Annotated in this window: 13 protein-coding genes; 5 read left to right on the plus strand and 8 right to left on the minus strand. The window is 71.7% G+C overall.

Annotated elements, in window-relative coordinates:
* Positions 1 to 223 precede the first annotated feature (223 nt).
* Positions 224 to 427: a DUF397 domain-containing protein gene (locus tag J1792_RS03460; RefSeq protein ID WP_086574626.1), complete on the plus strand. Its 204-nt coding sequence runs from the start codon at positions 224 to 226 to the stop codon at positions 425 to 427.
* A 134-nt stretch (positions 428 to 561) separates the two neighbouring features.
* Here J1792_RS03460 and J1792_RS03465 read toward each other — a convergent pair whose 3' ends face one another.
* From J1792_RS03465 to J1792_RS03475, 3 genes are all read right to left on the minus strand, one after another.
* Positions 562 to 1,500: a DUF8017 domain-containing protein gene (locus tag J1792_RS03465; protein ID WP_242645432.1), complete on the minus strand. Its 939-nt coding sequence runs from the start codon at positions 1,498 to 1,500 to the stop codon at positions 562 to 564.
* Positions 1,501 to 2,012: 512 nt separating this feature from the next.
* Positions 2,013 to 4,610 carry a bifunctional FO biosynthesis protein CofGH gene (locus tag J1792_RS03470; RefSeq protein ID WP_086573336.1) on the minus strand — a complete coding sequence of 866 codons (2,598 nt, stop codon included), beginning with the start codon at positions 4,608 to 4,610 and terminating at the stop codon, positions 2,013 to 2,015.
* Positions 4,611 to 4,858: 248 nt separating this feature from the next.
* A complete protein-coding gene (locus tag J1792_RS03475; protein WP_307842895.1) occupies positions 4,859 to 6,220 on the minus strand; it encodes a transcriptional regulator in 1,362 nt (453 codons plus the stop codon).
* Between the two features lie 205 nt (positions 6,221 to 6,425).
* Here J1792_RS03475 and J1792_RS03480 point away from each other — a divergent pair, with 205 nt between their 5' ends.
* On the plus strand, positions 6,426 to 7,136 hold the full coding sequence (locus tag J1792_RS03480; RefSeq protein WP_086573338.1) for a DUF4232 domain-containing protein: 711 nt from the start codon (positions 6,426 to 6,428) through the stop codon (positions 7,134 to 7,136).
* A gap of 4 nt (positions 7,137 to 7,140) precedes the next feature.
* On the opposite strand, the gene J1792_RS03485 is transcribed toward J1792_RS03480, so the two are convergent.
* Complete coding sequence (locus J1792_RS03485; RefSeq protein WP_207246651.1) at positions 7,141 to 7,998, minus strand: TIGR03619 family F420-dependent LLM class oxidoreductase; 858 nt, start codon at positions 7,996 to 7,998, stop codon at positions 7,141 to 7,143.
* Between the two features lie 121 nt (positions 7,999 to 8,119).
* Here J1792_RS03485 and J1792_RS03490 point away from each other — a divergent pair, with 121 nt between their 5' ends.
* Entirely contained in the window at positions 8,120 to 9,625 is a 1,506-nt protein-coding gene (locus J1792_RS03490; RefSeq protein ID WP_207246652.1) for a CehA/McbA family metallohydrolase, read from the plus strand.
* Here J1792_RS03490 and J1792_RS03495 read toward each other — a convergent pair.
* The 4 genes from J1792_RS03495 to J1792_RS03510 all read right to left on the minus strand — a co-directional run bounded on the left by J1792_RS03495 (position 9,595) and on the right by J1792_RS03510 (position 11,816).
* On the minus strand, positions 9,595 to 10,200 hold the full coding sequence (locus J1792_RS03495; protein ID WP_086573341.1) for a DJ-1/PfpI family protein: 606 nt from the start codon (positions 10,198 to 10,200) through the stop codon (positions 9,595 to 9,597). The genes J1792_RS03490 and J1792_RS03495 overlap by 31 nt on opposite strands.
* Positions 10,197 to 11,168, minus strand: a complete 972-nt coding sequence (locus J1792_RS03500) for a GlxA family transcriptional regulator (protein WP_207246653.1) — start codon at positions 11,166 to 11,168, stop codon at positions 10,197 to 10,199. The genes J1792_RS03495 and J1792_RS03500 overlap by 4 nt, the downstream gene beginning before the upstream one ends.
* 250 nt (positions 11,169 to 11,418) lie before the next feature.
* Complete coding sequence (locus J1792_RS03505; RefSeq protein WP_207246654.1) at positions 11,419 to 11,664, minus strand: DUF6415 family natural product biosynthesis protein; 246 nt, start codon at positions 11,662 to 11,664, stop codon at positions 11,419 to 11,421.
* Positions 11,661 to 11,816 (minus strand): hypothetical protein, encoded by a 156-nt coding sequence (locus tag J1792_RS03510; RefSeq protein WP_207246655.1) that lies wholly within the window; start codon positions 11,814 to 11,816, stop codon positions 11,661 to 11,663. The genes J1792_RS03505 and J1792_RS03510 overlap by 4 nt, the downstream gene beginning before the upstream one ends.
* Before the next feature lie 281 nt (positions 11,817 to 12,097).
* Between J1792_RS03510 and J1792_RS03515 the strand changes: the two genes are divergently transcribed.
* Positions 12,098 to 12,967 carry a helix-turn-helix domain-containing protein gene (locus J1792_RS03515; RefSeq protein WP_207246656.1) on the plus strand — a complete coding sequence of 290 codons (870 nt, stop codon included), beginning with the start codon at positions 12,098 to 12,100 and terminating at the stop codon, positions 12,965 to 12,967.
* A complete protein-coding gene (locus J1792_RS03520) occupies positions 12,957 to 13,190 on the plus strand; it encodes a DUF397 domain-containing protein (protein WP_207246657.1) in 234 nt (77 codons plus the stop codon). Before J1792_RS03515 ends, J1792_RS03520 begins: the two co-directional genes overlap by 11 nt.
* Positions 13,191 to 13,193: the final 3 nt, after the last annotated feature.

Genomic DNA, 13,193 nt, shown 5'->3' on the forward strand with positions numbered 1-13,193 from the left:
CACCGAATTCCGTCCGTCCGCTCGTGAGGGAGGGAAGATACACCGCTCCCCCTCCCCACGGAAGGGATGAATGGAATACGCCATCCGGTCGAGTGATGAGCCCGTTCATCCGGTGATGTTGGCGCGTAACGTCGATCGCGCCTCGGGAAACCGGCGGTCTGATCCACCAAAGGATCAGGGCTCATCAGCACACAGCTGTACCTCAATGGCATCGGAGCAACTCATGGCGATTCAGCAGGGAAAGACCACGTGGCGGAAGTCCTCGTACTCGCTGGCCCACGGCGACTGCGTGGAGGTCGCCTCCCCTGTGCGGCACACGATCGCGGTCCGTGACTCGAAGGACCCGCAGCGCCCGTCCCTCGCCTTCACCCCCGAGAACTGGTCCGCGTTCGTGGCGGTCGTCAACGACGGTTCGCGCGCTCTCTGATCAGCCGCGGGTCCTCCGGCACAGCGTCGCCATCACCGCGATCGCCGTGAGGACACCGCCGCACAGAGCCCTCTCGCCTGGCACGCCGTCCCGGCCGAGAGGGCTCCGTCATGTCCACCGGACCTTCCGGCCCGTCAGCTCTTCTTGAGCGGCCGGACCGTCCCCATGATCTTGTCGATCTGCTCGGTGGTCAGGGCGTCCGGGACCCCCTGGTCGGCGTAGAGGACCCAGCCGTGGAAGGTGCCGTCGGGCATCTTCTGGGCGATGCTCTTGACGATCGCGGTGGCCGGCACGCAGGGGCTCGGGCGGTTGGCGATCGTCACCTTGGCGGTGGCGGTCCAGCCCTCGAGGCCGTTGCGCGTCCAGGCCTTCTCGTCCGTGATCTCGATCTTCGGCTTGTGCTCCTTGCCGCCGTAGGCGAAGAAGCCCCAGTTGCCCGCCCAGTTCCGGGCGTTCGTCTTGAGGTCGCCGTCCCGGCCGCCGCCGGTGGTGCCGACCGTGGCGAGCTGGCCCTTGCCGGCCTCGCCGACCGAGTCGGGGTTGGCGGACGAGGCGCAGCCGCCCTCCTTGAAGTTGGCGGTGCCGGACATCACGACGGCCGGCTTGCCGTTCTCGGTGTAGGAGACGGCGGTGTCCGTGGGGAAGACCTTCCACTTGTCGGCCTTGCCCGGCACGTCGTACTGGAAGAAGTGCTCCTGGCGCATCTGGGTCTGCCAGCCGGCGACCATCGGCTGGGAGGAGCCGGGGGCGGCCGAGGCGCCGCCGTCGTCGCCCTGGGCGGGCGCCTCCGGCTGCTTGTCCTTCTCGTTGCCCGGGTTCTTGGGCGCGCCCTGGGACTCGTCGGCCTTCTTGTCGCCGTCGTCGCCGGTCAGGAAGTAGACGCCTGCACCGCCGATGACCGCCAGCGCCACGACGCCGCCGACGACGGCGAGGAGCGTGGTGTTCTTCTTCGGCGGGCGCGGCGCGGGGCCGCCCGGCTGCATGCCCGGCTGCTGCATGCCCGGGGGCATCCCGTACTGCGGCTGCTGCTGCGGCGCCTGGTGCGCCTGATGGGCTCCGGGCGGCGGGGCCATGCCGGGGCCGCCGTACGGCGCGGGCGGCGGGGGGCGGGGCCATGCCGGGGCCGCCGCCGTGTGCCGGTCCCGGCGGGGGCGGGACGGCCGGCTGGGAGAGCATCGTGGGCTGTGCGTGGGCGCCGCCCTGCCGGTCCCGGCGGGGGCGGGACGGCCGGCTGGGAGAGCATCGTGGGCTGTGCGTGGGCGCCGCCCTGCGCCGGACCCGGCGGGGGCGGGGGCATGCCGGGGCCACCGTGCGCCGGTCCCGGCGGCGCCGGCACGGCCGGCTGGGAGAGCATCGTGGGCTGTGCGTGTCCGTCGCCGTTCGGGCCCCACGCGGGCGCCGGGCCGAAGCCGCCCTGTGACGCCTGAGGGTCCTGCGGCTGCTCGGGCTGCTGCGGCTGCTGAGGGTTCTGGGGCCAAGACATGCGGGAAACCCTATGCGGGGTCTGTCGCCGCCGGGTCGGCGGGCGGCGACAGAACCGCAACACTTGTGCGAATACGGGTTGTCAGTCGTTCCCCAGCGGTTGTCAGTCGTTCCCCAGCACCGGCAGCAGGTCGGGCAGATGGCCGTCCGAGGCCAGCGCCGCGTCCTGCCGCTCCTGGGACACCGTGCCGTACACCGTCGTGCGCGGCCGCGCCGGCCGTCCGGCCTTCTCCGCTATGGCCACCAGGTCGTGGATCGAGCGGTACGACCCGTACGACGAGCCCGCCATGCGGGAGATGGTCTCCTCCATCAGCGTGCCGCCCAGGTCGTTGGCGCCCGAGCGGAGCATCTCCGCCGCCCCGTCGGCGCCCAGCTTCACCCAGCTCGTCTGGATGTTGGTGATGTGCGGGTGGAGCAGCACCCGGGCCATGGCGGTGACCGCGCGGTTGTCGCGGTGGGTCGGTCCGGGGCGGGCGATGCCGGCGAGGTAGACGGGGGCGTTGGTGTGGATGAAGGGGAGGGTCACGAACTCCGTGAACCCGCCGGTCTCCTTCTGGATCTCCGCCAGCGTGCGCAGGTGGCCCAGCCAGTGCCGGGGCTGGTCCACGTGGCCGTACATCATCGTGGAGGACGAGCGGATGCCGACCTCGTGCGCGGTCTTGACGACCTCGATCCAGGTGGCCGTGGGCAGCTTGCCCTTGGTGAGGACCCAGCGGACCTCGTCGTCGAGGATCTCGGCGGCGGTGCCGGGGATGGTGTCGAGCCCGGCCTCCTTGGCGGCGGTGAGCCACTCGCGCAGGGACAGGCCCGTGCGGGTGGCGCCGTTGACGATCTCCATGGGGGAGAAGGCGTGCACGTGCATGCCCGGCACGCGCTCCTTGACCGCCCGCGCGACGTCGAAGTAGGCCGTGCCCGGCAGGTCGGGGTGGATGCCGCCCTGCATGCACACCTCGACCGCGCCCACGTCCCACGCCTGCTGGGCGCGGTCGGCGACCTGGTCCAGGGAGAGGGTGTAGGCGTCGGCGTCCGTGCGGCGCTGGGCGAAGGCGCAGAAGCGGCAGCCGGTGTAGCAGACGTTGGTGAAGTTGATGTTGCGCGTGACGATGTAGGTGACGTCGTCGCCGACCGTGGCCCGCCGCAGGTCGTCGGCGATGCCGCACAGCGCGTCCAGCGCGGGGCCGTCGGCGTGCAGCAGGGCCAGCGCCTGGGCGTCGGTGAGCCGGGTGGGATCGTCGGCGGCCTGGGACAGTGCCTCGCGCACGTCGGTGTCGATCCGCTCGGGCACCATGCCGGGCGCCGCGGCCTCGCGCAGCGCCTCCCAGTCGCCGTACACCTCGTCGAAGTCGTCGCGCCGGTCGGCGGTGCGGCCCTCGGTGTCGACGGTGCGGTGCAGGTCCGTGCGCCCGCTGGGGACGAAGACCTCCTCGGGCTCCTGCCAGGGGTGACCCTCGACGACGGCGTCGGGGCGGGCCAGGCCCGTCTCGGGGTCGGCCAGCGCCCGTACGTGCGGCAGCAGGCGCGGGTCCAGCCAGGGCTCGCCGCGCAGGACGAACTCGGGGTAGACCGCGAGCCGTTCCTTCAGCTCGAAGCCGGCGGCGGCCGAGCGCTCGGCGAGCTCCTCGATCTGGGGCCAGGGGCGCTCGGGGTTGACGTGATCCGGCGTCAGGGGCGAGACGCCGCCCCAGTCGTCGATGCCGGCGCCGATCAGGCGGGCGTACTCGTCGTCCACCAGGTTGGGCGGCGCCTGCAGGCAGGCGGAGGGGCCCATGATGTGCCGGGCGACGGCGACGGTGGCGACGAGCTCGTCCATCTCCGCGTCGGGCATGCCGCGCATGGCCGTGTCCGGCTTGGCGCGGAAGTTCTGCATGATGAGTTCCTGGATGCCGTGATAGGCGCGGGAGACGCGGCGCAGCGCGAACAGCGAGTCCGCGCGCTCCTCATAGGTCTCGCCGATCCCGATCAGCAGCCCGCTGGTGAACGGCACGGAGCTGCGCCCGGCGTCCTCCAGGACGCGCAGCCGGACGGCCGGTTCCTTGTCCGGCGAGCCGTGGTGCGGGCCGCCGGGCTCGCTCCACAGGCGGGTCGCCGTGGTCTCGAGCATCATGCCCATCGACGGGGAGACGGGCTTGAGCCGCTGGAAGTCCGTCCAGGACATCACGCCGGGGTTCAGGTGCGGCAGCAGCCCGGTCTCTTCAAGGATGCGGATCGCCATGGCGCGTACGTACGCGATGGTGTCGTCGTAGCCCTCGGCCTCGAGCCACTCGCGGGCCTCGGGCCAGCGGTCCTCGGGCTTGTCGCCGAGGGTGATGAGGGCTTCCTTGCAGCCGAGTTCGGCGCCGCGCCGGGCGATGGCGAGGACCTCGTCGGGCGACATGAACATCCCGTGGCCCGCGCGCCGCAGCTTGCCGGGGACGGTGGCGAAGGTGCAGTAGTGGCACTTGTCGCGGCAGAGGCGGGTGAGCGGGATGAAGACGCTCTTGGAGTAGGTGATGACTCCGGGCCGGCCCGCCGCCTCCAGGCCCGCGTCGCGGACCCGGGCGGCGGAGGCACACAGGTCGACGAGGTCGTCGCCGCGCGCCTGCAGCAGCACGGCCGCCTCGGTGACGTCGAGCGCCACGCCGTCCCGGGCGCGCCTGAGCGCGCGCCGCATCGCGTTGGCGGTCGGTGCGGGCTGCTCGGGTCGCTGTGCGCTCGAAGTCATTGTCCGAGCATACGAGCGCCCGCTGACGCCGTGACGTACTGGATGCGCCGGTTCCATGTGCCTCTTGTCACGTCATACGGAGGCATCCTCCGGAATATCCGGGCGGTCTTCTCCTGGCTGGGGCAGCGCCGTTGTCACCACACCAAGGCGTCGGCGGCATGGGACTGCCAGGAGGTGACGGCCGCGCTGTCGTCGATCCGACCTGCGCACATGCCAGGCCGTGGAACGCCTCGGTGGAACGCGGACGGTCAGCCCTGGGGGGCGGGCGACCACCGGGTGTCCCCCGGCGGCTGCTGATACGAGGGCCTGCCCGTGGAACCGCTGGTGCGGAAGGGCCTGCCCTGGTCGTCGATCCTGAGCACCCCGCGCCGGCTGCCGCTGGACCACTGCACTTCCAGGTGCCACCGCACATCGTGCTGCTTGGCGTCGGCCTTGACGTAGAAGACCTCGGGGTCGGTCCGGCTGACCTTGTACGGGAAGGCGCGCTGGCCGGCGATCGGGGTGAGGGCGGGTGACCCGGCGTCAAGGTCGACGCCGAAGGACCGCGTCGCCACGTCACCGCCGCAGCCGACGCCCGTGGCGTAGGTGTTCCAGGCGAGCGGCGCGTTCGTGCCGTCCACCCGGACGTGCAGTTCTTCGAGCACGACCGTGCTCGTGCCGGTCCCCTGCAAGGTGACCTTGACGAACTGGTTGTCGGCGGAGACGGCTCCGAGCTCGGACACCCAGGCGGGCGCGTCCTGCTCGAAGGGAGGCTTCGGCATCTGGTCGGGGCCCCGGTTGACCAAATAGCTCTGGGAGCAGGGGCTCTCGTAGGCGTAGGGCCGGGTGTGGACGGTCAGCGGAACGTCGCCCTGGTCGTCACCGCCGTCCTGCTTGCCGGCGGAGGAAGGAGACGCGGTGCCGTCCGGCCCGGCGGAGGCGGCGGGCTCGCCGCTCTCCTTCCCCTCTTCCTCCCCCGGGGAGGAGGACGGCGTGGCGACCGGGCTCGTCCCGGGCCTGCCGGGCCGGGCCGCCTCGGCACCCCTGGAAGAGGAGGCTCCAGGGCGCCGGGGCCTTTTGTCGTCGTCGCCGCCATCGGCGAGGCCGACGGCGAGCGCGGTGGAGCCCATCACACAGGTGACGGCCAGGGCGGCCAGCACGGCCTTCCGGAACCGCCGTTCCCGCTGTGGGCGGCCGTTCGACGAAGCCGGGGAGGCCGGGGGAGTCGGCCCGCTCGACCGCGTGCCGGCGGGACCGGGAGGAGCGGCCGCCACGTCGGGCACCGGTGCCGTAGCCGCCTCCTCTACCGGAACCATGGGTTCCGGCTCTACCGGAGCCGCGGGTTCCGGCTGGACGGCGTCGGCTGACGCTCCGTCCGCCCTCGGCTTACGGCTGCGCGTCGCGTCCGCGAGGATCCACAGCCGGTGGACCTGGAGCAGCTCTTCCGGAGTGGCCTTGCACAGGCGCGCCAACCGCTCGACCGGAGCGAACTCCGTCGGCACGGTGGACCCGTTGCAGTACCGGTGCAAGGTCGACGTACTGACGTGCAGCCGCTTGGCCAGCACTCCGTAACTCAGGCCGGACCGCTCCTTCAGCGATCGCAGCGCCTCCGCGAGATCGCTTGCCCCCACGCCACTCCTCCATCCCATGTCCTCGTTCCAGAGAACACCCATTCCCCCAGGTCAGAGCCGGTGTCAACGTTCCAGCGTCCCTAACCGGCCAGTGAAGCTGGCGCCCAGGACACGGCGTCGCACAAGCTTTCGTCATCCAAGCACGCCGCTCCCGGATCCGGTCGAGCGGCGCTCCGCTGCCCACCCGTGAAGAAAGAGATCCGCCATGCGCGCCTCCGTCCGCCGACCCCGTCTGCTCGCCGTCGCCTCCCTCGCGATCGCCTCGCTCGCCCTGACGGCGTGCGACAAGGGAGAGGGAATCCGCGAGGAGGGCGCCGCCTCGCAGCCCGCCCGGTCCCCGCAGTCACCGGCCCAGGACAAGCCCGCCACCACGCCTGGCGGGACGGCCGCCGCCAAGACCCCGGCCGCGAAGAGGACGGGCGGTACGGGCACGGGCGGTACGGGCACCGGCAAGGGAGGGGGCCACGCGTCGGCGCCGGCCGCTGACGCCGACCCGGGCGCCCCGGAGAACCGCGTGCCCTGCACCGCCGACAACACCGAGGTCGTGGCCACCCCGGTCTCCCGCCCGCTCAACCACATGCTGCTGACGATCACCAACACGGGCTCCACCCTGTGCGACCTGGCGGACTACCCCATCGTCAAGTTCGAGGGCGCCCAGTCCGTCCCGCCGGTCATGGAGCACACCAAGCCGCAGGCGGTCACCTCGCTCCGGCCCGGCAAGAAGGGCTACGCGGGCGTGATCCTGTCCGCCGGTGACGGCCGGGGTGGCAAGGGCTACACGGCCCGGAGCCTGGAGATCGGCTTCCAGGGCAGCGACAAGATGACCGAAGTCGCCCTCCCGGCCGAGGGCGTGCACATCGACGACTCGCTGCGCGTCACGTACTGGCTGACCACGGCCGAGGACGCTCTGTCCTGAACGCCTAGAGGAACTCCGCATGCGCGTCCAGCGCCCTGAGCACCTCGGACTCGGGCGCCGACGGAAGCCCCACCACCACCTCGGCGATGCCCAGATCGGCGTAGTGCGCGAGCTTTCCCGCCGAGGGATGCACCGCGTACGGCACCACCTCCGGCTCCCCCGGACGGCCCGCCTCCGACCACACCCGGCGCAGCTCCGGCAGCGACTCCCCCAGCCCGCTGCCGCCGACGGGCATCCAGCCGTCCGCGTACTCCGCGATGTGCGCGAAGAGCTTCGGCCCGGCCGACCCGCCGATCAGCGTCCGAGGCCCGGTCAGCGGCTCGACGCCCTTGCGCTCGCGCGGCGCCCGCACCGGCTTGGGATGCGCCCAGCTGGCCTCCACGGACCCGAAGCCCCCGGCGAACGCCGTCGGTTCCCCGGCCCACAGCGCCCGCATCAGCGCCATCCGGTCGCGCACCAGATCGCGGCGCGTGTGCCACTCCACGCCGTGGTCGGCGGCCTCCTCCACGTTCCAGCCGTAGCCGACGCCGAACGTGAACCGGCCACCGCTGAGGAAGTCCAGCGAGGCCACCTGCTTGGCCAGCACGATGGGGTCGTGCTGCGCGACCAGCGTCACGCCCGTCCCCAGCTCGATCCTGTGGGTGACGGCCGCCGCCTGGGAGAGCGCCACGAACGGGTCCAGGGCGCGCCCGTACTCGCGCGGGAGCGGATCGCCCGCCGGCGCCGGCGTCACCCGGCTGACCGGGACATGTGTGTGCTCGGGCAGGAAGAGACCGGCGAAACCACGCTGCTCCAGCTCATGGGCGAGCCGGACCGGAGTGATCGTCTCGTCGGTGAGGAAGGTCGTGGTGGCGATGCGCATGCCGGGCACCCCTGTCGTCGCGTGTGACCAAAGGTAAGCCCTGCCGGGGCACCGTGACCCCCACGACAATCAGCCGACACACCACTGGCCCACACGGGCGTCCCTCCGCCACACTGCGGCCATGCGCCGCCGCGACGTCCTCAGAACGACGGCTATCGCCGGAGCCGTCACCGTGCTTACGCTCGACGGCGTGAGTTCCGCCCACGCCGACGGCCCCGCCCGTACCCCGGACGAGGAGACCCGCACGCTCACCGGCCGGCTTCCGGCCGACACCGCGGACTTCGTCTACCTCCCCGTGGAAGTACCGCGCGGCGTCCGCGAGATCGCCGTCTCCTATACGTACGACAAACCGTCCGTCCCACCAGGCACCCAGGGCAACGCCTGCGACATCGGCATCTTCGACGAGCGCGGCACCGCGCTCGGCGGCCTCGGCTTCCGCGGCTGGTCGGGCGGCGCCCGCACGGAGTTCGCCATCAGCGCCGAACGGGCCACCCCCGGCTATCTCCCCGGCCCCGTCCGCCCCGGCACCTGGCACGTCGTCCTCGGCCCCTACACCGTCGCCCCTCAGGGCCTCGCCTACGAGGTCAGGGTCACCCTGCGGTACGGGCGCCAGGGCGCCACCCCGCATCCGGTCCATCCGCCGCGCCGGGCGAAGGGCCGCGGCCGCGCCTGGTACCGGGGCGACAACCACCTCCACAGCGTCCACTCCGACGGCCTCCGCACCCCCGCCGAGATCGCCGCGGCCGCCCGCGCCGCCGGCCTGGACTGGATCACGACCACCGAGCACAACACCACCTCCTCCCACGCCGCCTGGCAGGGCCTGTGGGGCGACGACCTGCTGATCCTCACCGGCGAGGAGGTCACCACCCGCAACGGCCACATCGTGGCGCTCGGCACGGACCCCGGCACCTTCATCGACTGGCGCTACCGCGCGAGAGACGACCTGTTCGGACGTTTCGCCCGCAGAATCCGGCAAACAGGCGGCATGGTCGTCCCGGCCCACCCCTTCGGCGCCTGCGTCGGCTGCAACTGGAAGTTCGGCTACGAGCACGCCGACGCGCTGGAGGTCTGGAACGGCACCTGGACCCCGGACGACGAGATGGCCGTGGCCGCCTGGGACGCGATGCTGGCGACGGCCGCCCGATCGGGCGGCCGGTGGCTGCCGGCGATGGGCAACAGCGACGCCCACCGCGAGCCGCAGGTGGTGGGCCTGCCGCACACGGTCGTCCTGGCCGACGACCTCTCGCACGACGCCCTGCTGGCCGGGTTGCGGGCGGGCCACAGCTGGATCGCCGAGTCCCGCGCGATCGACCTGACGTTCACCGCCGCGGACACCCGTGGCGGCCACGCGGGCCTCGGCGAACGCCTGCGCACGGACGACGCCGTGACCCTCCGCCTGACCACCAAGGGCGCCACCGGCTGCACCGCGACCTTCGTGACGGACCAGGGCGTGCTGTTCACGGCCCCCGTTCCGGCCGACGGAACCCTCGAGTGGCACACCACGCCCGCCCGGTCGGCGTACGTACGGGCGGAGATCCGCCGGTCGTCGGGGGCGATGGTGGCCCTGACGAACCCGGTGTTCCTGGAGCGGCGCTCTCAGGCGGCGACCGGCTCGTCGGACAGGTAGGGCGGGGCCGGCTCGTACTGGATGTACCGGCGGACCGCCCGGGCGTGCTCACGGCCGTGAAGACGGCCGATGAGCCACAGGGCCATGTCGATCCCGGCGGACACGCCCTGGCTGGTGACCACGTTCCCGTCGACGACGAAGCGCGCGTCGCGGACCACGGTGACGTCGCCCCTGGCCTCGAGGTCGTCCTCGAACTGGAAGTGGGTCGCCACCCGACGGCCGCGTGCCGGGCCCGCCTTGTGCAGGAGCAGGGCCCCGGTGCACACGCTGGTCGTCCAGGCGACGTTCGTCGCGGTCTCGCGGATCCAGTCGATGAGCACGGGGTTGGACACCTCGCGGCGGGTTCCGTTGCCACCCGGCACCAGCAGGACGTCCAGCGGAGGGTGGTCGTGCAGCGTGTGGTCCGGCAGGACCCGCATGCCCTTGTTGCAGCGAACAGCGTCGGAGCCGTCGGCGATCAGCACCACGGTGTCGGCGTGGTCGCGCAGCATGGAGGAGGCGGTGAACACCTCCCACGGCCCGACGAAGTCCAGCTCCTCGGCCCCGTCGAAGATCAGCAGGCCATAGGTGGTCACATGTACTCCCTGGTGGATCGGAAACGGTCGCGGTAGTCGGACGGCGCGACACCCAGATGCCGGTGGAACGCGCGGCGCAGCGTCTCCGCCGTGCCGAATCCGTACCGCCGCGCGATGGTCTCGACGGGATGCTCGCTCTCGGCGAGCGCCCGCTTGGCGGCCTCGATGCGTACGCCCTCGACATACGCGGCGGGCCCGACGCCGAGCTCTGCAGCAAATCGGCGCTGCAGATGGCGGGGGCTCAGCCCGGCGTGCGACGCGAGCTCGGCGACGCCGTGCCGGGCACCGGGATCGGCGTGGATCGCCGACACCACCGCCCGGATCGGATCCGTGGCCGGCTGCGCCGACCACAACGGCACGCTGAACTGCGACTGCGTGCCGGGGCGACGCAGGAACAGCACCATCTCCTGCGCCGTGGCGTGGGCGACCTCCCGGCCCAGGTCGTCCTCCACCAGGGCGAGCGCGAGATCCATCCCCGCCGTCACGCCCGCCGACGTCCACACCCGCCCGTCCCTGAGGAAAATGGGATCGCAGTCGACGACCACTTCGGGATGCTCCCGCATGAGCTGCTGCTCACGCGCCCAGTGGGTCGTCACCTTCCGCCCCTCGAGCAATCCGGCGGCGGCCAACAGGAACACCCCGCTGCAGACCGACGCGACGCGCCGGGCACTCACCCCCGTGGCGGCGATCCACTCGGTCAGCGCCGGATCGTGCCGGGCCTCGTCGACGCCGTCACCGCCCGCCACCACCACGGTGTCGATCGTCTCCGGGTCCAGATCGGCCACGCCGTAGGGAGCGTGCACCGAAAGACCACTGGCCGACCGCACCGGCCCCGGCCGCGGGGCCGCGATCCGGCAGTCGTACCCGCCGGTGAGCCGGTGGGCATGCTGGAACACCTCGTACGGGCCGAAGAGGTCGAGGGACTGGAAGCCGTCGAAGAGCACGAAGGCGATGCGGCGCTGATCCACGTTTTTTACTGTGTGGCTGGGCCTCGGATGGCGTCAACGACGCGCACCCCACGTTTCGCGCCGCGCCGCGCAGGTACAGCCGGCCGGGCGCGTGAACAACGGCGCGTACCCGGCCCGCGTCGCCGCAGCCAGGTGCCGTTCCGGCAGGGTGGGGGTCCGGAGGCGTGGGCGAGGAGCATGGGGCGGGGCCTGCTCGGGGGCGGGGGCTGGGGTGCCTCCGCCCGGCGGCGCCCCAGGGGCCACAGGCGCCTCACGCCTCCTCCCGCCGCAGCCGCCGCTCGTGATGCAGCAGGTCCTCGGCCGCCCGCCCCAGGCTCCGGGCGAACGTGATCGCCGACGCGTACCCGTCCCCCGGCCCCAGCCCCAGCCGGTACCGCGCCTCCCGCACGGCGGCGAGCGCCGGGCCCCGGACCGGATCGCCGACCGCCCGCGCCCGGGCGGCGACCTCCACGTCGTAGGCCCTCTCCTGCACGAACACCCGAAGCCGCGCGGTCACCGCCCGCACCCGCCGCGATCGGGAAACCAGCTGCCGGTGCCGGCGGCCTCGCGGATCACGTCCTCGATCGACTCGCGCCCCAGCCAGGGCCGTGGCCCGGCCCTGCCGGTCAGCGCGGGACCGCTGTTCGCGGTCCGGGGGAAGAAGGGCATGGCGGCTCCTTCGAGAGCAGCGGTGGGGGGTGCCAGTCGGCTCGCGCCGCTGGCGTAACCACGGTCCCGCAGCCCAAAGTTCGATCGCAAGCGAGCCCCAAAAAGGGTGAGAAATTGGAATATGCCAAATCCGGGCATCGCTTCCCCGAGCCCCAACAGGGACTGGAAGACTGCCAACAGGGCGGCTTTCAGAGGCAACAGAGGGCCCCCGGAGACCAACAGGGCTGCGCCAACGGCGTACAGGGGCGCGCCTACGGGTAAGGCACCGGAAGGGCTCGAAAGTGGCAGCACGACGCGGTCCGACGTTCCGCCGGAGGGAGCTGGGCAAGGAGCTCCGACGCCTGCGTGAGAGAAAGGGGTACACCACAAAGGCAGCGGCCGAAGCCATCGAGAGCTCGGAGTCAAAACTCAACAGGGTTGAGTCCGGCCACAACCAACTGCCACGCGTGCGCGATATGGAAGACCTGCTCGAGCTGTACGGCGTCCACGACCCCGCCGATCGCGAGCACCTACTGATGCTGCACCGCGACTCGCTCAGCGCCGACTGGTACAGGCCGTACCAAAACTTCCTGCCCTCAGGACAGCTGCTCTACATGGGGCTGGAGTCGGATGCAGCCGCCATGCGCGCATGGCATTCACAGGTCGTCTTCGGGCTCCTGCAGAGCGAGAGCTACACGCGAGCCATGTTCGTAGCATCGAAGCCCGTCTACGAAAGAACAACCGAGTTCGTCGAGAGCAACGTGACTCTCCGCATGCGACGCAAGGAGATCCTCTACGGGGAGGACCCGGTGGAACTCCGCGTGGTCCTCGACGAGTCGGCGCTGCGTCGTGTGATCGGTGGCCCGGACGTGATGCGCGAGCAGTACGAGGAGATCGAAAAGCTGGCTGCGCTTGATCACGTGACGGTGCAGATCCTGCCGCAGAACCTCGCCACGTACCGTGCAGCCGACAACTTCGTCATTCTCGACTTCGACGGTGGACTCGATCCCGTCGTGATGCAGGACGGCCCGGCTGTCATGACGGTGTCCGACAAGCGGCGCGAGGTCTGGATGCACGCCCGGAAGTTCGATGCCATGCGCGAAGGCGCTCTGGCCCCGGCCAAGACAGCCGAATTCCTGCACCGACTAGCGAGAGAACTCGATGATCACTGAAGTCGGCCCGACAGCCTTGGAAATAGCCAACGAGAAGTCCTGGTTCAAGTCGTCCTACAGCACTGACACCGGGGCAGCCAGCTGCGTCTCGATCGCACCGCTCACCGACCGGGTCGGCATCCGCGACACGAAACAGAACAACGGCCCCGCCGTCGTCATACCGGCCGCGGCCTGGACCTCGTTCATCCGCGAGGTCCAGGCCGACCGCCTGACCGGCACCTAGCCG

This window comes from Streptomyces triculaminicus, from assembly GCF_017349075.1.
GTDB lineage: Bacteria > Actinomycetota > Actinomycetes > Streptomycetales > Streptomycetaceae > Streptomyces > Streptomyces triculaminicus.